11 protein-coding genes and 1 pseudogene are annotated in these 22032 nt (G+C 71.7%); 2 read left to right on the forward strand and 10 right to left on the reverse strand.

What is annotated here, in order from left to right; translation table 11 throughout:
- Positions 1–95: 95 nt before the first annotated feature.
- Genes treY through GVN67_RS11670 form a run of 7 tightly spaced genes read right to left on the reverse strand, consistent with a single transcriptional unit; the run spans position 96 to position 17457 of the window.
- On the reverse strand, positions 96–2738 hold the full coding sequence (treY, locus tag GVN67_RS11640) for a malto-oligosyltrehalose synthase (RefSeq protein ID WP_159996015.1): 2643 nt from the start codon (positions 2736–2738) through the stop codon (positions 96–98).
- Positions 2738–4783 carry a 4-alpha-glucanotransferase gene (malQ, locus tag GVN67_RS11645; protein ID WP_159996018.1) on the reverse strand — a complete coding sequence of 682 codons (2046 nt, stop codon included), beginning with the start codon at positions 4781–4783 and terminating at the stop codon, positions 2738–2740. Before malQ ends, treY begins: the two co-directional genes overlap by 1 nt.
- Entirely contained in the window at positions 4780–6546 is a 1767-nt protein-coding gene (treZ, locus tag GVN67_RS11650) for a malto-oligosyltrehalose trehalohydrolase (RefSeq protein ID WP_159996020.1), read from the reverse strand. Before treZ ends, malQ begins: the two co-directional genes overlap by 4 nt.
- Complete coding sequence (glgX, locus tag GVN67_RS11655; protein ID WP_200845231.1) at positions 6543–8675, reverse strand: glycogen debranching protein GlgX; 2133 nt, start codon at positions 8673–8675, stop codon at positions 6543–6545. The genes treZ and glgX overlap by 4 nt, the downstream gene beginning before the upstream one ends.
- A gap of 1 nt (position 8676) precedes the next feature.
- The gene (gene glgB / locus GVN67_RS11660) at positions 8677–10896 is read right to left on the reverse strand and encodes a 1,4-alpha-glucan branching protein GlgB (protein ID WP_159996022.1); all 2220 of its coding nucleotides are present in this window, start codon (positions 10894–10896) and stop codon (positions 8677–8679) included.
- Between the two features lie 6 nt (positions 10897–10902).
- The gene (gene treS / locus GVN67_RS11665) at positions 10903–14193 is read right to left on the reverse strand and encodes a maltose alpha-D-glucosyltransferase (RefSeq protein WP_159996032.1); all 3291 of its coding nucleotides are present in this window, start codon (positions 14191–14193) and stop codon (positions 10903–10905) included.
- A 57-nt stretch (positions 14194–14250) separates the two neighbouring features.
- Complete coding sequence (locus GVN67_RS11670; RefSeq protein ID WP_159996024.1) at positions 14251–17457, reverse strand: alpha-1,4-glucan--maltose-1-phosphate maltosyltransferase; 3207 nt, start codon at positions 17455–17457, stop codon at positions 14251–14253.
- A 419-nt stretch (positions 17458–17876) separates the two neighbouring features.
- Here GVN67_RS11670 and egtB point away from each other — a divergent pair, with 419 nt between their 5' ends.
- Both egtB and egtD read left to right on the forward strand, forming a co-directional pair.
- Positions 17877–19112, forward strand: a complete 1236-nt coding sequence (egtB, locus tag GVN67_RS29675; RefSeq protein ID WP_200845232.1) for an ergothioneine biosynthesis protein EgtB — start codon at positions 17877–17879, stop codon at positions 19110–19112.
- Positions 19113–19117: 5 nt separating this feature from the next.
- Complete coding sequence (gene egtD, locus GVN67_RS29680; RefSeq protein WP_200845233.1) at positions 19118–20071, forward strand: L-histidine N(alpha)-methyltransferase; 954 nt, start codon at positions 19118–19120, stop codon at positions 20069–20071.
- A 78-nt stretch (positions 20072–20149) separates the two neighbouring features.
- On the opposite strand, the gene GVN67_RS11680 is transcribed toward egtD, so the two are convergent.
- From GVN67_RS11680 to GVN67_RS11690, 3 genes and pseudogenes are all read right to left on the reverse strand, one after another.
- On the reverse strand, positions 20150–20785 hold the full coding sequence (locus GVN67_RS11680) for a PA2169 family four-helix-bundle protein (RefSeq protein WP_159996026.1): 636 nt from the start codon (positions 20783–20785) through the stop codon (positions 20150–20152).
- Between the two features lie 112 nt (positions 20786–20897).
- Entirely contained in the window at positions 20898–21815 is a 918-nt protein-coding gene (locus GVN67_RS11685; protein ID WP_159996028.1) for a Ku protein, read from the reverse strand.
- Positions 21816–21824: 9 nt separating this feature from the next.
- A pseudogene (locus GVN67_RS11690) lies at positions 21825–22032 on the reverse strand (hypothetical protein); the annotation flags it as partial.

Raw genomic sequence — 22032 nt, forward strand, 5'->3', positions numbered from 1 at the left:
GATCGTCTTCCTCGGATGAACGGCCGTTCATCTTCAGCCGTTGTCCCGATGCCTAGGCGAATTGAGAAGCACTCGCAAGGGAATCCCGGCAGCGGTCACCCGCCGCCGAGCAGCAGCCGCAGCGGCCAGGGGCCCTCGGCCAGGCGCAGCGCCGCGCCAGGGGCGACCGGCTGGCCGGTGACCAAGTCCTGCCAGGGCGTCGCCGCCAGATCGGCGGGCAGGGGCAGGCTGGCCGCGCCCCAGGCGGCGGCGGTGGGCAGCTGGCTCTCGCCGCCGGGCAAAGCGCGGATCGGCAGGACCACCAGCAGCGCCTGGCCGGCATGGCGGCGCAGGAAGGCGAGGCTGCCTTCCGGGGCGGCCAGCGGCTCGTGGCTGCCGTCGCGGAACAGCGCCGGATGCGCGGTCCGGGCGGCGAGCAGCGTGGTGACCAGGCGCTGCTTGATGGCGCCATCCCGCCAGCCGGCCAGCAGGTCTTCCGGGCTGCGGCCCGAGTCCAGCGCGGCGCGGCGGGCGTCGTAGTCGACGGGGCGCCGGTTGTCAGGGTCCACGAGCGAAAGATCCCAGAACTCGGTGCCCTGGTAGAGGTCGGGGGCGCCGGGGACGGTCAGGCGCAGCGCGGTCTGCGCCAGGCTCTTCAGCGCGCCGGGGGCGGCAAGGCGGGCGGCGAAATCCTGCAGGCTTTTCGCCAGCTGCGGGCTTTTCCCGGCATCGAGCACGCCGCGCAGGAAGTCACCGGCGGCGGCTTCATAGGCTTCGTCGGGCATGGCCCAGCCGGAGCGGCGCTTGGCCTCGCGGATCGCCTTCTGCTGCCAGCCGGCCAGGCGGTCGGCCCAGGCTTCGACGCCGGCGCGGTCGGCGATGTCGAGCCCGACCGGCCAGCTGGCCAGGATCATCTGGAACAGCATGGCGGCATCGGCGGGCTCCGGCGCCGGGCCGTCGGGCAGGGCCTGGACCAGCGGCTGGCTGGCGGCGAGGAAGCCGCGCAGCGCGGTCGCCCAGTCGTCGGGCATTTCCGACAGCACGGCCAGCCGCATGCGCAGGTCTTCGCCGCGCTTGTGGTCATGCGTCGCCGTGGCCAGCAGCGCGTCGGGGAAGCTTTTTCCCCGGGCGGCGGAAAGCTGGTGGAAGCCGTCCGGCGACAGCGAGAACAGGCCGGGGTTGGAGCCGACCTCGTTGCGCGACAGCAGCCGGCCGTAGCGGTAGAAAGACGTATCCTCGACCGACTTGGCGGCGGTGGGCGACGACAGCTGCTGGAAGCGCTGACGGGCGGTCAACAGGGCCTGGCGGGACTCACCGGGCGGGTGGTTACGCGGGCGGTCCTCGGCCAGCCAGAACAGCAGGTGCGACATCACCGCATGGTCGGTCGGGTGCAGCGTGGCGCGGGCGGCGCCGGCGGCCTCGGCCAGGATGCGCTGGTCCTGGGCCGAGGCCTCGCCGGCCCGGACATAGACGCGATAGACCGGCATCCGCAGCAGCAGCGCCGCCAGCACCCGGCGGATGGCGTTGAAGGAAAAGTCGCGCGACCGGATATGGCCGCGCGCCAGCCGGTGCAGGGCACGGGCGGCGGCATCGAGCTCGGCGGCCAGGTTGTCGCGCAGGATCTGCTTGCGGGCGGCGATCTCCTCGGCGTGGAAGTCGCGGTCGCTGCCGGTCACCTCGCGCCACAGCGCCGAGAGCGGCGCGGCGCCGGCCGGGTCGTGCAGCAGCGCGGCCACCTGGTCCATGAAGTCGTAGCCGGTGGTGCCATCGGTCTGCCAGCGGGCGGGCAGGGCCTCGCCGGGGGCCAGGATCTTTTCCACCACGACATAGGGCGCGCCGGCGGGGGCGCCGGCCGGGCGGTGATGGGCGACGGCGGCCATGCGCCGGCGCAGCTTGCGGCAATAGCCGGCGGGGTCGGCCAGGCCGTCGACATGGTCGATGCGCAGGCCGTCGATCAGCCCCTCGGCATAGAGGCGCAGCAGAAAATGATGCGTGGCGTCGAAGACCTTGGGGTCCTCGGCACGCAGGCCGGCGAGGCCGGTGACGTCGAAGAAGCGGCGCCAGTTGATCTCGTCCGAGGCGGTGCGCCACCAGGCGAGGCGATAATGCTGGTGCTCCAGCAGCCCGTGCAGCCGGGCGGTGCCGGTCAGGCTCTTCGGGTCATGCGCCTCGAGGCCGCCGCGCTCGCCCAGGATGCGATGGGCATCGCCGGGCGCGATGGGGAAGCGGTTGTCGAAATAGGCGACGGACAGGCCGGTCGGGCCTTCCTCGACCAGGGTCAGCTCGCCCTCGGCCAGCGCCTCGCCATAGGGGCGGCCGAGGAAGGGCGCCAGGATCTTTCCCGACAGCGCCGGGTCCGGGCTGTCCCAGTCGATGTCGAAGAAATCGGCGAACTTGCTGTCGCGGCCATTGGCAAAAACGTCCTGCCAATAGGGGTTGTGCGGCCCGTCGACACCCATGTGGTTGGGCACGATGTCGAGCAGCAGCCCGAGGCCATGCTGGCGCAGCGCGGCCACCAGCCGGCGCAGCGCGTCCTCGCCGCCGAGCGCCGGGTTCACCGCGTCATGGCCGGTGTTGTCATAGCCATGGGTGGAGCCGGGGGCGGCGGGCAGCAGCGGCGAGGCGTAGAGATGGCTGACCCCGAGCCGCGCCAGATAGGGCACCAGCGGCACCGCATCGTCCAGGGTGAAGCCTGCATGGAACTGCAGGCGATAGGTGGCGCGGGGGCGGGTCGCGGCGGCGGGTGCAGCCAGGGACATCAAGGGGCTCTCCGCGCCCGCGCCAGGCCGCGCAGACGCTGTTCGATCGCGGGATCCTGGAACATCCGCTCGACCGGAGGGGCGAGGCGTCGGCGCCAGTTGGGATGTTCCTCAACGGTGCCGGGCAGGTTCGGTTGCTCGACGGCGGCGACGGCATCTTCCAAAGGCAGCAGGGCGAGCTCGCAGCGGGCGCGGCCGATATGGGCGGCGGCGGCATCGGCGACGCGGGCGGCCTCATGCGGGCCTGGCACCGGGCCCTCGGCGACGCCCGACTTGCAGAAGGCGTCCCACAGCTTCGGCCGCTCCTCGGCGCGGGTTTCCTCCAGGCCGGGGATGGTGAAGCCCAGCTCCTCGCGCCAGGCCAGGTCGCGCCCCTCCCACCAGCCGGCCACCGTCGGCAGGTCGTGGGTCGAGGTCATGGCGACGGCCCCCTGGGTCCAGCGCTGCGGCGGCGTGAAGTCCTGCGCGGTCTGCTCGAACCACATGACGCGCATGCCGGCCAGGCCCGCGCGCTCCAGCTGCGGCCGCAGCCCGTCGGGGACGGTGCCCAGGTCCTCGCCGATGGCCACCGCCTGGTGGCGGGCGGATTCGAGGGCCACCAGCCGCAGCAGGTCGCGCAGCGGGAAGCGCAGGTAGCAGCCCTGGTCGGGCGTCGCGCCCTCCGGCACCAGCCAGAGCCGGCGCAGGCCCAGCACATGGTCCAGCCGCACGCCGCCGGCATTGCGGAAGGCGGTGCCGAGCATTTCCCGGAAGGCGGCGAAGCCGTTGGCGCGCAGCCCGTGCGGCGAATAGGTGGTGATGCCCCAGCCCTGGCCGCGGCGGTTGAAGATATCGGGCGGCGCGCCGACCTCGACGCCCTGCAGGAACTCGTCCTGGCGCGACCAGGCGTCGCTGCCGCCGCCATCGACGCCGATCGCCAGGTCGGCGACCAGGCCGATGCGGGCGCCGGCCTCGCGCGCGGCGCGCTGGGCGGCGGCCAGGCCGCGATCGGCCTGCCATTGCAGGAAGGCGTGCCAGTCAACTTCCTCGGCATGGGCCGCGGCGAAGTCGGCGACGGCCGGGCTTTCCGGGTCGCGCAGCGCAGCACCCCAGTCGCGCCAGTGGAATTTCTGCGGGTCGTGCGCCAGCTGCACCGCCTGCAGCGCCTCGAAGCGGGCATGGCGTTCCAGCGCGGCGCCGCCTTCGGCGCGAAACGCCGAAAAGCTGTCGCGCAGGCTGGCCGGGGCCTGGGCCTGGAAGACGTCGAAGATTTGCCGCAGGCGGGCGAGGCGGGCGGCGGTGGCGGCCGGCCAGTCGATCAGGTTCAGCGCCTCCAGCCGGGACCATTCATCGGCGAGCTGGGGCGGGAAGGCGGGGGTGAGCTCGCCCAGCAGCATCTCGGCATCGGCATGGCGGATATCGAGCCGCAGCCGGCTGGAGGGGGCGTAGGGGCTGAAGCGGGTCGGCACCGCGGTGAATTGCGCATGCACCGGGCTCAGCGCGATGGCATCCGCGCCCTGGCCGGCGGCGCCCACCGCGAAATCGGCCAGCGCGGTATAGTCGCCGAAGCCGCCATCGCCGGTGCGGCGCAACGAATAGAGCTGCACCGCCAGCCCCCAGGCGCGGCCGCCCGGGCAGGCATCGGCCAGGCGCAGCCCGTGCTCCGGCGCCACGGCCAGGGTGACCCGATGGCCGGCGGTCTCCAGCTGGTAGTAGCCGGGCAGGGCGGGCGCCAGCAGCGAGGCGCCGCCGGGGGCGGGCTGGCTGCGGCCCTCGGCGCTGGTGCCGTCCTCGGCGGTCAGGCGGTAGCGGTCGGGGGGCAGGCGCAGGCAGACCGGCAGGCCGGGATCGGCGGTGACCAGCGGCGGCTGCACCCGGTGGGCGATGCGCCATTGCGCCATGCTGTCGTGCAGCTGGGCGTCGTCGGCCACCGGCAGGCCGAGCGCGCCCAGCACGCGGCGCAGGGTTTCCGGCGTCGTCTCCCGCCTGAGGCCGGTGGCGTCGTGCCAGTCCAGCATCAGCCCGACGGCACGCGCCAGGCGGCGCAAGGCGGTGTCGCTGTTCATCCGGCGGGTTCCTGCAGCCAGGCGATGGCGGAACGGGGGGGCAATTCGCCGCCCAAGGCCGCCTCGCCGGCGCCAGGGCCAGAGGCAGCGATGGGCTCGCCGGGGAATTGCGGGCAGGGCAGCGATTCATCGCCGAACTGCGCGGCGACGCTCAGCACCGCGCCATCGGCCAGGCGCCATTGCGCGCGGATGGCGCGGTCACCCAGCGCCGCGGCGCCGAGCGACTGCGCGCCGTCCAGCCGGCGGGCCAGCTTCTTCGTGCGGGTCTCCAGCAGGAACCGGCAGAAAGTCTCGGCCTCGACATTGGCGGGATGGGCGCGGTCGCCGGGCTGCGGGCTGCTGGCGGCGAAAGTCTTCGGGTCGTTCGGGTCGGGGATGCGCTCGCGGCGCTCGGGGTCGGCGAAGCTGGAGAAGCGGGCGAATTCCTTTCTCCGACCTTCCCGCACCGCGGTCGCCAATTCGGGGGTCCCGAAGCCGGTGAAGAAAAGAAAGGGGCGCTCGGCGGCGTATTCGTCGCCCATGAACAGCATGGGCACGGGCGGCGTCAGCAGCAGCACCAGCAGTGCGGCGCGGACGGCATCCGGCGGGGCCAGGGTAAAAATGCGGTCGCCGAAGGCGCGGTTGCCAACCTGGTCATGGTTCTGCAGCGCGTTGACGAAGGAAGAGGCCGGCAGGTGGCCGCTCTTCTGCCCGCGCGCATGGCCAAGGTTCTTCGACTCCTCGCCCTGGTAGACGAAGCCTTCCGACAGGGCGCGGGCCAGATGCTCGGCGGGGGCGTCGGCATAATCGGCGTAATAGGCCTCGTCCTCGCCGGTCAGCAGGACATGCAGGCAGTGATGCGCGTCATCGTTCCACTGCGCCTCAAACTTCTGCTCCAGGAGCGAGGCGTCGTTGCGCTCGTTTTCCAGCACCAGATAGACCGGGCGGCCCTCGGTCGCGGCACGGACGCGGTCGGACAGTTCCGACAGGAAGGTCTCGCTGGCGATGGCGTGGACGGCATCGAGCCGCAGCCCGTCGAAGCGGTATTCGCGCAGCCAGAAGATGGCGTTCTGGATGAAGAAATCACGCACCGCGTCGTGGCGGAAATCGATCGCCTCGCCCCAGGGGGTGGAGATGTCACTGCGGAAGAAGTCCGGCGTGATGGCGTGCCAGTAATTCCCGGCCGGGCCAAAATGGTTGTAGACCACGTCGAGCATCACCGCGATGCCCTGGCCATGCGCGGCATCGACCAGCGCCTTCAGCTCGTCGGGCGAGCCATAGGTCTCGTCCGGCGCATAGGGCAGCACGCCGTCATAGCCCCAGTTGGCGATGCCGGCGAAGTCGTTGACCGGCATCAGCTCGATGGTGTTGACGCCGAGCGAGGCCAGCCGCGGCAGCTCGGCGATGACGCCGCGGAAGCCGCCCATGGCGCCGGCATGCAGCTCATAGACCACGGTCTGCGGCCAGGGATGCGTGCGCCAGTCGGCATGCTTCCAGCGATAGGCGCCATGGTCCTGCACCACGCTCCAGCCGTCGACATCGCCATCCTGGCCGTGGCTGGCGGGGTCGGGGACATTCGGCCCGTCGCCGAGGGCGAAGCGATAGCGGGTGCCGGCCGGCGCGGTAGCTTCGACCTGCCACCAGCCGTCTTCCAGCGCCTGCATCGGCAGCGGCGGCTGGTCGCGGCGCAGCAGGGTGATCGCCGGCTGGCCGGGAGCCCAGAGGCGGAAGCGGCAGAGGCCCCCCGCGATGGGCCAGGCGCCGAACTGGTAGTGCTCGCTCATGCGGCTTGCTCCTGCCGCGGCGGCCCGGCGGCGAGCAGCCGGGCGGCACGGGCGGCGACGATGATCGTGGGACGGTCGAGAGCGGCTTCCGGGGCTTCCGGCGCGGCGCTGTCGAGCAGGGAGATCCAGGGCAGGCCCGGCTCGGGCAGGGTGACCTCGCAGGGCTGGTCGCCGGCATTCAGCACCAGCAGCGTCACCTCCACCGGGGTGGCGGCGGCGCCCCGGCGCGGGGTGTCGCCCACAGGGACGGCGCGGCGCAGCACCAGCACGCGGCCGGCCGGGTCGTTCCAGGCCTCGGGCGTCATCGGCTGGCCATCGGCGCCGAACCAGCCGATGTCGCGGAGGCCGGGCAGCGGCTCGGTATAGCCATGCAGGAAGACGGCGCTGCGCAGCGAGGCGAAGCGCCGGCGCAATTCCGCGGCGCGGGCGGTGAAGGCGATCAGCGCCTCGCCCTCGGGCGTCGCCGTCCAGTCCAGCCAGGACACCGAATTATCCTGGCAATAGGCGTTGTTGTTGCCGCGCTGGCTGCGGCCGAACTCGTCGCCGCCCAGCAGCATCGGCGTGCCGTGGCTGGCGAAGAGGGTCAGCAGCATGGCCCGCTTCAGCCGCGCCCGGGTCTCACGGATCGCGGGATCGGTGCTCGGCCCCTCGACACCCCAGTTGCCGGAGAAATTCTCGCCATGGCCGTCGCGGTTGCCCTCGCCATTGGCCTGGTTGTGGCGCTCGGTGAAGCTGACCAGGTCCTGCAGGGTGAAGCCGTCATGGGCCGCCAGGAAATTGACGCTGGCCCAGGGCCGGCGGCGGCGGCGGTCGAACAGGTCGCCCGAGGCCGTCAGCCGCGCCGCCAGGTCCGGGCGCATGCCGGCATCGCCGCGCCAGTAGCGGCGGACGCCGTCGCGGTAGCGGTCGTTCCATTCGGAGAAGCCGGGCGGATGCGCGCCGAGCTGGTAGCCGCCGGGGCCGATATCCCAGGGCTCGGCGATCAGTTTCAGCCGCGACAGCACCGGGTCCTGGCGGATGGCGTCGAAGAAGCCGGAGCCGGGGTCGAAGCCATGCCCCTCCCGCCCCAGGGTGGAGGCGAGGTCGAAGCGGAAGCCGTCGACCCGGAAGGCCGTGGCCCAGTAGCGCAGGCTGTCCATCACCATCTGCAACACCCGGGGGTGCGAGAGGTTGACGGTGTTGCCGCAGCCGGTCTCGTCGATGTTGCGGCGTTCCTCGCCGGGCACCAGGCGGTAGTAGCTGGCATTGTCCAGGCCGCGCCAGGAGAGGGTGGGACCGAGCGCGTCGCCCTCGCAGGTGTGGTTGTAGACCACGTCGAGGATCACCTCGATGCCGGCGGCATGCAGGCGGCGGATCGCCACCCGGATCTCGTCCAGCGCGCCGGTCGACAGATAGGCGGGCTCGGGCGCGAAGAAGGAGAGGGTGGAATAGCCCCAGTAGTTGCGCAGCTTGCGTTCCACCAGGAAGCGGTCCTGGCAGATGGCATGCACCGGCAGCAGCTCGACCGCGGTGACGCCCAGGCGCTGGAGATGGGCGATCATCGGCGGGCTGGCGAGGCCGGCGAAGCTGCCGCGCTCGCGAGGCGCGATGTCGTCGCGCTGGATGGTCAGGCCGCGCAGATGCGTCTCGTAGATCAGCGTGCGGTCCCAGGGCACCGAAGGCGGCCGGTCGTCGCCCCAATTGAAGGCGTCGTCCACCACCACGGATTTCGGCATGGCGGCGGCGCTGTCGCGGCGGTCGAAGCTGAGATCGCCGCGCGGCGTGCCGAGGCGATGGCCATACAGCGCGTCCGACCAGCGCAGGGCCCCGTGCAGCTGCTTGCCATAGGGGTCGAGCAGCAGCTTGTGCGGGTTGAAGCGGTGGCCGTGCTCGGGCTGGTAGGGGCCATGAACCCGGAACCCATAGATCAGCCCTGGCCTGGCCTCCGGCAGATACCCATGAAAAACCTCGTCGGTGCATTCGGGCAGCGGCAGGCGGGCCACTTCCCGCCTTCCGGCCGCGTCGAAGAGGCAGAGATCCACCTGGGTGGCATGGGCCGAGAAGACGGCGAAGTTGACGCCGAGCCCGTCCCAGCTGGCGCCGAGCGGATCCGGCCGACCCGGCAGCAGCCAGTCGGGAAGCAGAGGCAAGTCAGCCCTCCATCGGGGTCAGCACGATCGTGGACAGGCCGGGCAGCTGCAGGTCGAGCGCATCCGCCAGCCCATGCGAGGCCGTCCCGGCCGCATGCACCATGCCGCCATTGCCGTTGTTGGCGCCACCATAGATGGCCGCGTCCGAGTTGAAGATTTCTTTCCAGGACCCGCCCAGCGGCACGCCGACGCGATAGCCCTGGCGCAGCACCGGCGTCATGTTGCAGATGACCAGCGCCGGCGCGGTGCCGTCCGGCCCCAGGCGCAGATAGGCAAAAACGCTGTTCTGGCGGTCGTCGAGCACGACCCAGCGGAAGCCGCCCTCGTCGCAATCACGGGCATGCAGCGCCGGGATGTCGCGGTAGAGGCGGTTGAGGTCGCGCACCAGCCGCTGGATGCCGGCATGCGGCGCCTGGTCCAGCAGGTGCCAGTCCAGCGAGCGGTCGTGGTTCCATTCCCGGTGCTGGGCGATCTCGCAGCCCATGAACAGCAGCTTCTTGCCCGGATGGGTCCACATGAAGCCGAGATAGGCGCGCAGATTGGCGAATTTCTGCCACTCGTCGCCCGGCATCTTGCCGATCAGCGAGCCCTTGCCGTGCACCACCTCGTCATGGCTGATCGGCAGCATGAAGCGCTCGGAGAAGGCATAGACCAGGCCAAAGGCGATGCCGTCATGGTGGAACTGCCGGAAGATCGGCGCCATCTCGATATAGTGCAGGGTGTCGTGCATCCACCCCATGTTCCACTTGAAGTCGAAGCCGAGGCCCCCTTCGGCGGCGCGCCGTGTGACGCCGGGGAAGGCGGTGCTCTCCTCGGCGATCAGCAGCTTGCCGGGGCAGCGCTCCTCGATGATCGCCGACAGCTCCTGCAGGAAGGAGATGCTCTCCAGGTTCTCGCGGCCGCCATGGATGTTGGGCACCCATTCATCGTGCTTGCGGCTGTAGTCGCGGTACAGCATCGAGGCCACGGCATCGACGCGCAGCGCATCGACGCCATAGGTCTCCAGCCAGTGCAGGGCGCTGCCGATCAGGAAGTTGCGCACCTCCCGCCGGCCCAGGTTGAAGATCAGCGTGTTCCAGTCCTGGTGGAAGCCCTCGCGCGGATCGGCATGCTCGTAGAGCGCGGTGCCGTCGAAGCGGGCCAGGCCATGGCTGTCGGTCGGGAAATGCGCCGGCACCCAGTCGAGGATGACGCCGATCCCCGCCTCGTGGAAACGCTCCACCAGCCGGGCGAAATGCTCGGGCGGGCCGAGCGCCGCCTGCGGCGCGTATTGCCCGAGCGGCTGGTAGCCCCAGGACCCGCCGAAGGGATGCACCATCACCGGCAGGAACTCGACATGGGAGAAGCCCATGCCGGCGACATAGGGGATCAGCCGGTCGCCGAGCTCCTCCCAGGACAGCTCGCGATTGCCGTCGCCGCGCATCCAGGACCCGGCATGCACCTCGTAGACGGAAATCGGCTGGCTGGCCGCGGCGGCAGCGGGCGCCGGCAGCGGCGCCGGCGGGCGGAAGCCGGCCGTGTCGGCGACGATCGAGCCGGTGGCCGGCGCCACCTCCGCCTGCCAGGCGAAGGGGTCGGCCTTCAGCGGCAGCACCGCGCCGTTCGGGTCGAGCACCTCGTATTTGTACAGCGTGCCCGGGCCGATGCCGGGCAGGAAGATTTCCCAGATGCCGGGGCCGTGGCGCAGCCGCATCGGGTTGCGCCGCCCGTCCCAGCCATTGAAGTCGCCGACCACCGAGACGCGCCGGGCATTCGGCGCCCAGATCGCGAAGCGGGTGCCCTCGACGCCCTCGACCTGCATCGGATGCGCGCCCAGCGTGCGGCCGATGTCGCGATGCGCGCCCTCGCCCAGCAGATGCAGGTCGAGCTCGCCCAGCAGCGGGCCGAAGCCATAGGCATCGGCCGTCTCCTGCACCGCGCCATCGCCCCAGTCGATGCGCAGGGTGTAGGCGGCGGCCCCGGGCAGGGCGCCTTCGAACAGCCCGGCGGCATGGGTCTGCCCCAGCGGCGCGACGCCGGCATCGGTGACCGCGGCCACCGCCTTGGCCCCCGGCAGCAGCACCCGCAGCCAGGTGCCGCCGTCAGGCCCCGGCTGCGGCCCGAGCAGGGCGAAGGGGTCGCCGTGACGCCCCTCCACCAGCGCCGCCACCGCCTCCGGCGGCAGGGTCGCGGGCGCCAGCTTCAGGGGCGGCGGGATGGCCGGCTGGTTCGGATTGGCCATGCCTCGTCACTCCTTCGCGGACGGGCTGTCGCCCAGGATGGTATGGGCCAGCCGCGCCAGGCCATGCAGCGGGATCGGCAGCCAGCTCGGCCGGTTGGCGGCCTCGTAGCAGATCTCGTAGGCCGCCTTCTCCAGCAGGAACAGCTCGAGCAGCGCCGCCTCCGCCGCGCCGGTCACCCAGGGGCGCGGCGTCTCGGCATGCACGGCGCGATAGGCCTCGAGGAAGGCGCCGCCGGCATGGGCGCGGAACTCCTCCAGCAAGGTGGCATGCCGCTCGGCCGCCGCCTCGCCCGGGGTCAGCTCATGCTCGGGGCGGATGCTGGCCACGGCATAGTCGAAGGAGCGCAGCAGCCCGGCCACGTCGCGCAGCGGCGACGACTTGGCGCGGCGCTGGTCCAGCGACTTGGCCGGCTCGCCCTCGAAGTCGATGATGCAGGCATCGCCCTGCACCACCAGCACCTGGCCGAGATGGAAGTCGCCATGGATGCGGGTCTGCAGCGCGCCCTCGCCGGCCGCGGCCAGCCGGTCGATGGCCGCCGACAGCGCCGCCTTGTTGGCCAGCAGCGTCGCCGCGGCTTCGGCATCGGCGGGGCTCGCATAGTCGCGCTGGTTGCCCAGCGCCTTCAGCGCCGCCTCCAGCTGCGTCCTGGCGCCACGGGCCCAGGCCTTGGTCTCCTTGGCCGTCGCGGGCTCCGGCGAGAAGGCAGCGTCGTCGCTGTCCTCGGCCAGCACCGCATGCATCTCCGCCAGGCGCCGGCCAAGGGCCGAGGCGAAGACGGCATAGCCGCCGAAGACATTCGCCTGCTCCTCGGGGGCGGCGTCGGCCACCGCCAGCTCGCCGATGCTCCGGTGCAGGAAGTCGGTGGTCCAGCCCCAGCCGTCGCCCTGGTTGCGGACGAAGCCCTGCACCACGACCAGGGTGCGCGGCACGCCATCCGGCGTCACCCGCACCACCTCGCCCAGCAGCGGCGCGGTCTGGCCGAAGCCGCGCTCGGTCAGGTGGCGGGTCATCTCCGTCTCGGGGCTGATGCCCTCGGTGACGCGGCGGACCAGCTTCAGCACCGCCTGGTCGCCGATGATCAGCGACGAGTTGGACTGCTCGGCCGACAGCCGGCGGATCTCCGCATCCGCCGGAATGGCGGCAGCGTCGAAATGCGAGGTCGGCAGGAAGCGGATCTCGCCTTCCGACAGCGGCATCACCGCGCTTTCCGCCAGCCCCTTCAGCACGCCGGTGGGCAGCGCGTCGAGGGCGAAGGCGTCGGTCAGCACGCCGACCCGGCGGCCGCGGCGGACGCGGGCCAGCGCCAGCTGCTGCGGCAGGGCGCTGCTGCCCGCCTCATCCTCCCAGGCGATGCCCAGCGGCAGCAGGTAGCGGGCGCGGCCATCGCCCTCGGCCACCTCGACCTCGGCCAGCAGCACCTCGACGGTGGTGTCGGCCAGGGCCTCGGCGAAGGCCAGATGCGGGTTGGCCGGCGGCCCGTCCTTGCCGGCGAACCAGCGGCGGCGGGCCAGGTATTGCGGCAGGGCGTCGTGCTCGATGACCCGGCGGGGTGCGGCGGCCAGCACATCGGCCAGGCCCCCGCGCAGCACCAGCGTCGAGAGCTCCGACATCGCCTCGGAGACGGGGGTGTGCCAGCTGGGCATTGCGGCCTCGGTTGCCAGGAGGAACCAATAGAAGCCATAGGGCGGCAGGGTCAGCAGATAGGTCAGCTGGCCGATCGGCGGGAAGGTCGAGCCGCCGACCAGCTCCACCGGCACGCGGCCGGCGAATTGGGCGAGGTCGAGCTCCACCGCCTGGGCGGTGCGCGACAGGTTGCAGACGCAGAGGATGGTCTCGCCCTCATGCTCGCGCAGATAGGCCAGGATCTTGCGGTTGCCCGGATAGAGATAGCCGAAGCTGCCGCGGCCGAAGGACTGGTGGCGCTTGCGCACCGCCAGCATGCGCCGGGTCCAGTTCAAGAGCGAATGCGGGTCGGCCGACTGCGCCTCGACATTGACCGCCTGGAAGCCATAGACCGGGTCCATGATCGCCGGCAGCACCAGGCTGGCCGGGTTGGCGCGGCTGAAGCCGCCATTGCGGTCGGGCGACCATTGCATCGGCGTGCGCACGCCGTCGCGGTCGCCGAGATGGATGTTGTCGCCCATGCCGATCTCGTCGCCGTAATACAGCACCGGCGTCCCCGGCATCGACAACAGCAGGGAATTCATCAGCTCGATGCGGCGGCGGTCATGCTCCAGCAGCGGCGCCAGGCGGCGGCGGATGCCGAGGTTGATGCGCGCCCGCTTGTCGGCGGCATAGGTGTTCCAGAGATAGTCGCGCTCCTTGTCGGTGACCATCTCCAGGGTCAGCTCGTCATGGTTGCGCAGGAAGATGGCCCATTGGCAGTTCTCCGGAATTTCCGGGGTCTGCCGCAGGATGTCGGTGATCGGGAAGCGGTCCTCCTGCGCCATCGCCATGTACATGCGCGGCATCAGCGGGAAGTGGAAGGACATGTGGCATTCGTCGCCATCGCCGAAATACTGCTGGGTGTCCTCCGGCCACTGGTTGGCCTCGGCCAGCAGCATTTTTCCTGGTGCATGCGCGTCGAGGGCGGCGCGGATTTTCTTGAGCACCACATGGGTCTCAGGAAGATTCTCGTTGTTCGTCCCGTCGCGCTCGATCAGGTAGGGGATCGCGTCCAGCCGCAGCCCGTCGACGCCGGCATCGATCCAGAAGCGCATGACGGACAGCACCTCCTTCAGCACCTGCGGATTGTCGAAGTTGAGGTCCGGCTGGTGGCTGTAGAAGCGGTGCCAGAAATAGGCGCCGGCCTCGGCGTCCCAGGTCCAGTTCGACTTCTCGGTGTCGAGGAAGATGATGCGGGTGCCGTCATACTTCTTGTCGGTGTCCGACCAGACATAGAAGTCGCGATGCGCCGAGCCGGGCTTCGCCTTCCGCGCCCGCTGGAACCAGGGGTGCTGGTCGGAGGTGTGGTTGATCACCAGCTCCGTCACCACGCGGATGCCGCGGCCATGGGCAGCCTGGATGAAGCGGCGGATATCGGCCAGCGACCCGTATTCCGGATGCACCGCCTTGTATTCGGCGATGTCATAGCCGTCGTCGCGGCGCGGCGAGGGGTAGAAGGGCAGCAGCCAGACCACGTCGACGCCCAGCGTCTGGATATAGTCCAGCTTGGCGATCAGCCCGGGCAGGTCGCCCACGCCATCGTCGTTCGAATCGAAGAACGACTTGATGTGCAGCTGGTAGATCACCGCATCCTTGTACCAGAGCGGATCGCCCGCATTCGGCAGCGTCATGGTGGCGGCGGTCGTGGTGGTGGCGGCCGGGTCGGCCTTCATCTTGCGCGTCATGGATCAGGCCTTGTCGGCGGCGCTGAGGCGCCAGATGGCGAAGGGCATCGCGTGCGGGTCGAGGCGGAGCGGGCGGTGCGTGCCCTCCCAGCGTTCCTCGCCGCCCGCGACCAGGTTCTCGGCGCGGAAGGGGCCGCCGGGCGGCAGCTCCAGATGCGTCTCCAGCGGCTGGTTCGGGTCCATCGAGATCGCCACCAGCACCGTGTTCTCGCCCTCCGCCGTGGTCTTGACGAAGGCCAGGATGCCATCGTGGTTGCTGCGGAGGAAGGTGGTGCCGAGATGCGTGTGCAGCGCCGGATTCTCCTGGCGGAGGCGGTTCAGCATCGTGATCTCGGGGATGATGTTGCCGGGCCGGTCATAGTCCCAGACGCGGATCTCGTATTTCTCGCTGTCGAGATATTCTTCCTTGCCCGGGGCCAGCGGCTGCGCCTCGCAAAGCTCGAAGCCGTTATAGACGCCCCACAGCCCGGACAGCGTCGCCGCCAGCCCCGCGCGGATCAGATGGCCCGGCCGGCCGGTGGTCTGCAGGAAGACCGGGTTGATGTCGGGCGTGTTGACGAAGAAATGCGGGCGGAAGAAGTCGCTGACCGGCGCCCTGTTCAGCTCCTCCAGGTATTCGCGCATCTCCCAGGCCGAGTTCCGCCAGGTGAAGTAGGTGTAGCTTTGCGAGAAGCCGACCTTGGCCAGGCGATACATCACCTTCGGCCGGGTGAAGGCTTCCGACAGGAACACCGCGTCGGGGGCGCGGGCGCGCACCTCGCCGATCATCCATTCCCAGAAGGGCAGCGGCTTGGTGTGCGGGTTGTCGACGCGGAACAGCCGGATGCCGTGCTGCACCCAGAACAGCACCGCGTCGCGCAGCGCCAGCCACAGCGCGGGGACGGCGCCCGGCGCGTAGAACTCGACGTTGACGATGTCCTCGTATTTCTTCGGCGGGTTCTCGGCGTAGCGGATGCTGCCATCCGGCCGCCAGGTGAACCATTCGGGATGCTCGCGCAGCCAGGGATGGTCGGGCGAGCACTGGATGGCGAAGTCCAGCGCCAGCTCCAGCCCCTGCTCGGCGGCGGCGCCGATCAGCCGGCGGAAATCCTCGAAGGAGCCGAGCTCGGGATGCAGCGCGTCATGCCCGCCCTCGGCGCTGCCGATGGCATAGGGGCTGCCGGGATCGGTCTCCGACGGCGTCAGCGTGTTGTTGGGGCCCTTGCGGTTCTTCTTGCCGATCGGATGGATCGGCGGGAAGTACAGCACGTCGAAGCCCATCGCCTTGACCCGCGGCAGCGTCTTGATGACGTCGTCGAAAGTGCCGTGGCGGTGCGCGTCGCCGCTCTGCGAGCGGGGGAAGATCTCGTACCAGGCGGAGAAGCCGGCGGCGCGGCGCTCGGCATCCAGCGGATAGTCCGGCGTCTGCAGCCGGTGCGGCTTGGCATCCGCCTCGCGCATCAGGTCGCGCAGCGGGACCGATAGGAAGGTCTCGACCGCCTCGGCATCGGCCAGCCCCGGCAGCGTGTCGATCAGGCCCTGCAGCGCCGCGCGGCGATCGCCCTTCAGCGCCGTCAGCGCGGCCTCGAGCTGCGCCAGCCCCTCGCGCCGCTCCAGCGACACCGGCACGCCGGCGGCCTGCTTCTTGCCGATCTCGTCGCGGAATTCCTCGAAATGATCGACCCAGGCCTCGACGGCATAGACATGTCGGCCGACCCGCTCGGGCAGGAAATGCGCCACCCAGATGTCGTTGACCTTGTGCGCCATCGGCGCGACGCGCCAGGCCGCCTCGTCGACGGGCCGCCAGAGCAGCCGGGCGGCGAGCTTGCCATGGCCATCGGTGAAGATGTCGGCGGTGACCTCGACCGCCTGGCCGACCGCGCGCTTGACGGCGAAGCGGCCATCATCGACGGCGGGCTTCACCGCCTCGATGGCGATGCGCGGCGCCGCGGTGGCGGCGGCCACGGAGGCGGCATCGGCAGGCAGCGGCGCCTGCACCGGGGCGGCTTCCAGGATGGTCATGCAGCGCGTCTCTCCGGGGCCGAGCGCCAGCCCCCCTTGGGTCAGGGTGTCGGGCGGCAGCGCCCCCGGGCGGTCGAGCAGCCCCAGCGCCTGGCCGGCGGAAACCCGCGCCGGCCGCAGCAGCGAGGCATTGGTGACGATCAGCGTCCGGCCGGCCGCGGCCTCGCGCAGGATGGCCAGCGGGGCGCCCGGCGCCGACAGCCGGCGCGGCGGCGCGGCGCTGCGCAGCAGCGGGTCGGCGGCGCGCTGCGCATTGGCGGCGCGGACCGCCTCGGTCAGGTCCAGCCGCGGCGACGCCGCCAGGGCGGCGAACTGCGCGGCCTGCTGCGTCCCGGCGCCGGCCCGGTGCAGGGCGCCGAACTCGAAGCCCATCGGCATCAGCCAGGACCGTCCGGTGGCGGCGGCGAAATCCAGCGCCCGGCGTGCCTCGCGCCGCGCCAGCTTGCGGTCGGTGTGGCGCGCCGCCAGCCGCGGCCCGAAGGGGTCTTCCGGCGCCATCACCAGCGGCGCGATGGCCGCCAGCCGCGCGGTTTCCTCCGACCACCAGCCGGCCGAGAAATCCCACCAAGGCAGCGAGGGGGCGACCAGGTCGAAGCCCGCCCCCTGCAGCCCGGCCGGGCCGGAGCCCGGCGTCCAGGCGATGAAGACAAGCCCGGGATGCCGCTCGCGCAGCGCCGCGATGCGCCGCGCCAGGAAGCCCGGCGGCGCCGCGCCGGGGTCGAGGCAGCGGAAGCCGGCGATGCCGGCCCCGGCCCAGGCGGCCAGCTGCTCCTGCCACCACAGGCCCAGGCCCTCCGGCAGCGGGCTGGCCAGGCGGGCGGCGGCCTCCATCCCGGCCGGCCGGCGCGGGTCGGGCGGCAGGCCCGCTTGCGCCTGCTGCCATTCGCCGCGCTGGCGCAGCGGCACGGCGTCGCGGGCCAGCCGCAGCGGCGCCCAGTCTAGCAGGGTGGCCAGGCCGGCGGCGCGGCCGGCCTCGGCGATGCGGCGCAGCCCGGCCAGGGCGTCACCGCCGCCCAGCGCGGCATGCAGCCGGCCGGGGTCGCGCAGCAGCGCCTGCAACCCTTCGGCGGTGGCGAAGGGCGATGCCAGGCAGATGGCGTCGAAGCCCAGCCCGGCGATCCGCTCGAGCTGCGCCGGCCATCCGTCCAGCGGCCCGGCTGCCAGCGGGTTCAGGTGGTAGATGGCGTGCGGGGGAGCGACGTCGGGCAAGGGGGACGGATCCTTTTCGCCGAGGGGTTCTTGTCAGCCATGGGTCGGCCAGCGGGACTGCTTCGGGACCCAGGCCAGAGGAACCGGACCAGGGAGGGACCGGACCGGGGAGGGTCCGGGCCCATGCCCCGCTCCGGCATGGCGGGGCGGCGCGCGGCGGTGTCGCCGCCACGGGATGCAGCCCACCACCGGGGAGGGAGTCTGCCGGGCCAACGCTGCGATTCCGCCAAGGTTGCGTCTCGGGCCTGGCTTTCACGGAAGGTGAGCGAAGCCCGGCCGGACCATTCCGCACGCATCCGTGCAGCGGCAGCGTGGCTAACTTCGCCGCGCGGGCGCGCGTTGGCCGGGTTCAAAAGCCGCCACAGGAAGGGCCTGCCCATGCCATGTCGCCACCGGAGGCCCGCGCTGGCCGCGCGCCCATGCTGAGGCTGGTTCCGCAGGAGGATTTTCCTGGCATCCCCCTCGGCGACCCGGCGGCCGCGCCGGCCGCCCTGGCCGACCGCTTCGCCGCCACCCGCCGCTTCACCGAGCGATTGGCCGCGCCGCTGACCGAGGCGGACCAGTGCGTGCAGTCGATGCCGGATGCCAGCCCGACCAAGTGGCACCGCGCCCATACCAGCTGGTTCTTCGAGCAGTTCCTGCTGCGGCCGCATCTGCCGGGCTACGAGCCCTTCGACCCGCTCTTCGCCTATCTGTTCAACTCCTATTACGAGCAGGCCGGGCCGCGGCATGCGCGCGTCCATCGCGGCCTGCTGACCCGGCCCTCGGCGGCCGAGGTCGGCGGCTATCGCGCCCATGTCGATGCCGGCATGGCGCGGCTGCTGGCCGGCGATCTGGCGCCCGCGGCGGCCGAGCTGGTCGAGCTCGGCCTGCAGCACGAGCAGCAGCACCAGGAGCTGCTGGTCACCGACCTGCTGCACGCCTTCTCCTTCCACCCGATGAAGCCGGCGCTGGCCCCGGACTGGCAGGAGCCGCCGGCCCTGGGCGGCCGCATGCTGAAATCGCTGGAAGGCGGCATCACCCGCATCGGCGCGCTGGAGACCGGCTTCGCCTTCGACAACGAGCGGCCCTGCCACGACGTGCTGGTCGCCCCCTTCCGCATCGCCGACGGGCTGGTCAGCAACGGCGAATGGCTGGAATTCATCGCCGATGGCGGCTACCGCCAGCCGCTGCTGTGGATGTCGGAGGGCTGGGGCGTCGCCCAGGCCGCCGGCTGGCAGACGCCGGAATACTGGCAGCGCGACGCCGACGACGCGCCCTGGCAGCTTTTCACCCCCGGCGGGCTGCGGCCGCTCGATCCCGCGGCGCCGGTGCGGCATGTCAGCTGGTACGAGGCCGATGCCTTCGCCCGCTGGGCCGGCAAGCGGCTGCCGACCGAGGCCGAGTGGGAGACCGCGGCGCGCCGCGGCCAGATCGAGGATGCCGGCCGCTTCGTCTGGGAATGGACCGGCTGCGCCTACCGTCCCTATCCGGGCTTCCGCACCGCCGAGGGCGCGGTCGGCGAGTACAACGGCAAGTTCATGATCAACACCATGGTGCTGCGCGGCGGCTCGCTGGCGACGCCGCCCGGCCATGCGCGGCTGACCTATCGCAATTTCTTTCATCCGGACAAGCGCTGGCAGTTCACCGGCCTGCGCCTGGCCGCGGAGGCCTGAGACCGATGCACCCGACCCTGAAGCTGGCGCAGGCCGCGCTCAGCGCCTTCGATCCCGTCATCGCCCAGACCGCGCTGGAGGGGCTGACGGCGCCGCGCAAGACGCTGCCGCCGCATCTGCTCTACGACCCCGAGGGCTGCCGGCTGTTCGACGCCATCACCACCCTGCCGGAATACTACGTCACCCGCACCGAGCTCGCCTTGCTGGAGCGGATCGGGCCGGAGCTTGCCTCCCTCATCGGCCCGGGCGCCTCGGTGGTGGAATACGGCGCCGGCTCGGTGACCAAGGCGGCGCTGCTGCTGGCGGCGCTGGAGAAGCCGGCCGCCTATGCGCCGCTCGACATCGCCGAGGTCGCCGTCGACGGCACCGTGCAGGCGATGCGCCAGCGCTTCCCGCAGATCGCGCTGCACCCGATCGTCGGCAACTTCATGGAGCCGGTCGCGCTGCCGCCGCTGCAGACGCCGCTGCTGGGCTTCTTCCCCGGCTCGACCATCGGCAATCTCGACCGCCCGGCCGCCATCGCCTTCCTGGCCGCGGCGCGGCAGAGCCTGGGGCAGGGGGCGCGCTTCCTGGTCGGCGTCGACCTGCCGAAGGATCCGGCGATCCTGGTGCCGGCCTATGACGATGCCGCCGGCGTCACCGCCGCCTTCAACCTGAACCTGCTGCGCCGGCTGAACCGCGAGGCGGCGGCCGGCTTCGACATGGACGGCTTCCGCCACGAGGCGCGCTGGAACGCGGCGCATAGCCGGATGGAGATGCATCTGTGCAGCCGCGCGGCGCAGTCGGTGCCGGTGGCCGGCCAGCCGATCCGCTTCGCCGCCGGCGAGACCATCCACACCGAGAGCAGCTACAAGCATGCCCGCGGCGCCTTCCTCGAGATGGCGCGCGCGGCGGGGTGGGAGAGCGAGGCCTGCTGGACCGATGCCGGCCAGATGTTCTCGATGCACCTGCTGCGCTGATCGCGGCGGGGCGCAGACATGGAAAAGGCCGGAGGGGTCGCCCCCTCCGGCCTGTCGCGTCTTCGCCGAGCGGCAGGATCAGTAGCGGCGCAGGCTGCCGCGCAGCAGCCGGGCGGTCAGCACCGAGACCGCCGTCACCGCCACCGCCGACAGGATCGGATTGGCCACCACCGGCTGGGTCAGCCGGTTGAAGCGGGCGATGAAGCCGGTGCCGAGGGTCGCCGGCAGCTGCTCGGCCACCTCGTTCTCGCCCTCGTCCAGCATGGCGGCATAGCGGTCGCGGGTGGCGCGCACCTGGCGGTGCTGGCGCTGCAGCAGCTGGCGCGCCTCGGTCGGCAGCTCGGCATCCAGCGCCTCGTCGAAGGCGTCCTCCAGCGCGCCCTCGCCGCGGACCACCTCGCGCAGGACCCGGGCGCGGCCCTGGCCGAACAGGCTGCCCTTCAGGTCGAGGAAGACGCGGTGCGCGGCGCCCAGCGTGCTGCCGCCCTTGCGCGGCGCCTCGCCCTTCTGCCGCAGCAGCCCGTCGACCTCCTGCGCCATGCGCTCGCGCTTCTCGGCGAGCTCGGCGAATTCGATGCGCAGGAAGCGGTCCGAGGTCAGCCGGCGCCCCTGGTCGTAGCCGATGTGGCTGTCGTGCAGATAGGCGCTGAGATGGCGCAGCGCCGCCGGCTCGATGCCATCGGCGGCGGCGACCAGAGTCTCGGGTGTGCTCATCTTGTTCATCCTTGCCTCCTGTCAGGCCGCGGCGCGGGGGAATGGCCCCGCCGGTGCGGCGTCTGGGAGAAACAACGCGCTAAGCCGCGGATCGTTCCCGGCCGGCAGCGCTTCAGGCGCGCCGGGCTGCCTTGCGCGGCGGTTTCGCCGCGGCTTTCGGCCTGGTTTTCGCCGAAGCCTTGGGTTCAGCGGGCGCCTTGGCTTTCGCGGGGGCCTTGGCTTTCGTGGGGGCCTTCGCCGGGGCCGCCTTGCCGCCCTTCAGGCTGCGGCGCAGCGCGGTCATCAGGTCGATGACATTGTCCTCGCGCGGCGCCTCCGGCTCCGGCGCCGGCTCCTGGCCCTTGGCCTTGGCGGCGATCACCGCGCGCAGCCGCGCCTCGTAGCGGTCCTCGGCATCGGCGGGGTCGTAGTCGCCCTGCTTCTCCTCGACGATCTGCCGCGCCAGCTTCACCAGCGACCGGTCCGGCTTCGCGGTCGGCACCTCGGCGAAGGCTTCCTCCGCGGCATGCAGGTCGCCTTCCTCGAGCAGAGTCTGCAGCAGGATGCCGGCGCCCTCGGGGCGCAGCGCGACGGCGCGCTCGCGGCGGAACAGCACCAGCCGCGACAGCGCCACCAGCCCGCTCTCGGCCAGCGCCTGGCGCAGCACGGCATAGACCTCGGCCTCGTCCTCGCCATCCGGCACCAGGTAGTAGCCGGCATCGTAATGCAGCGGGCCGATGGCCGCGGCGGGGACGCATTTGCCGATCACCAGGTTGCGGCTGGTCTCGACGCGGACGGCGTCGAAATCCTCCTCGCCCAGCAGCACATGCTCGCCCTTGTCGCGCTCATAGCCGCGCACCAGGTCGCCACGCTCGACGGCGCGGTCGGTGCCGGAATCGACCGGCTGCATGCGCACCCGGTTGCCGGTCTTCGGATTGATCAGGTGGAAATGCAGATTGTTGCGCTCGTGCCGGGCCGGCAGCAGCGCCACCGGGCAGGAGACGAGCGCCAGCCGCAAGGTGCCGCGCCAGAGCGGACGGCTGGCGGGCATGGCCCGGCCTCAGCGCTGGGTTTCGGGCGGCGGGTCCTGCGGCTCGCTCTTGCCGTAGCTGTTCTCGGGGTGCTGGCGATTGGCGGTCGGCGGCACCGGGCGCGGCTCCGGATCCTGGCGCGGCGGCGCCTCGGGCGGGGCGGGGGCCGGCGCCGGCGGCGGGCTGGCCGGCTGCTCGGGAATGCTGGGCGGAAGCTGCGGCGTCTCCGGCGTCAAC

The organism is Roseomonas sp. 18066 (assembly GCF_902706185.1).
GTDB lineage: Bacteria > Pseudomonadota > Alphaproteobacteria > Acetobacterales > Acetobacteraceae > Pseudoroseomonas.

Excerpts from the sequence above, each read along its gene's own strand:
- GVN67_RS11685 (WP_159996028.1), bottom strand. The coding sequence starts at position 21,815 with ATGCCCGCCAGCCGTCCGCTCTGGCGCGGCACCTTGCGGCTGGCGCTC.
- malQ (WP_159996018.1), bottom strand. The coding sequence starts at position 4,783 with ATGAACAGCGACACCGCCTTGCGCCGCCTGGCGCGTGCCGTCGGGCTG.
- glgB (WP_159996022.1), bottom strand. The coding sequence starts at position 10,896 with ATGGCCAATCCGAACCAGCCGGCCATCCCGCCGCCCCTGAAGCTGGCG.
- treY (WP_159996015.1), bottom strand. The coding sequence starts at position 2,738 with ATGTCCCTGGCTGCACCCGCCGCCGCGACCCGCCCCCGCGCCACCTAT.
- egtD (WP_200845233.1), top strand. The coding sequence starts at position 19,118 with ATGCACCCGACCCTGAAGCTGGCGCAGGCCGCGCTCAGCGCCTTCGAT.
- GVN67_RS11680 (WP_159996026.1), bottom strand. The coding sequence starts at position 20,785 with ATGAGCACACCCGAGACTCTGGTCGCCGCCGCCGATGGCATCGAGCCG.
- treS (WP_159996032.1), bottom strand. The coding sequence starts at position 14,193 with ATGACGCTGCCGAATGCGGGCGATCCGCTCTGGTACAAGGATGCGGTG.
- treZ (WP_159996020.1), bottom strand. The coding sequence starts at position 6,546 with ATGAGCGAGCACTACCAGTTCGGCGCCTGGCCCATCGCGGGGGGCCTC.
- egtB (WP_200845232.1), top strand. The coding sequence starts at position 17,877 with ATGCTGAGGCTGGTTCCGCAGGAGGATTTTCCTGGCATCCCCCTCGGC.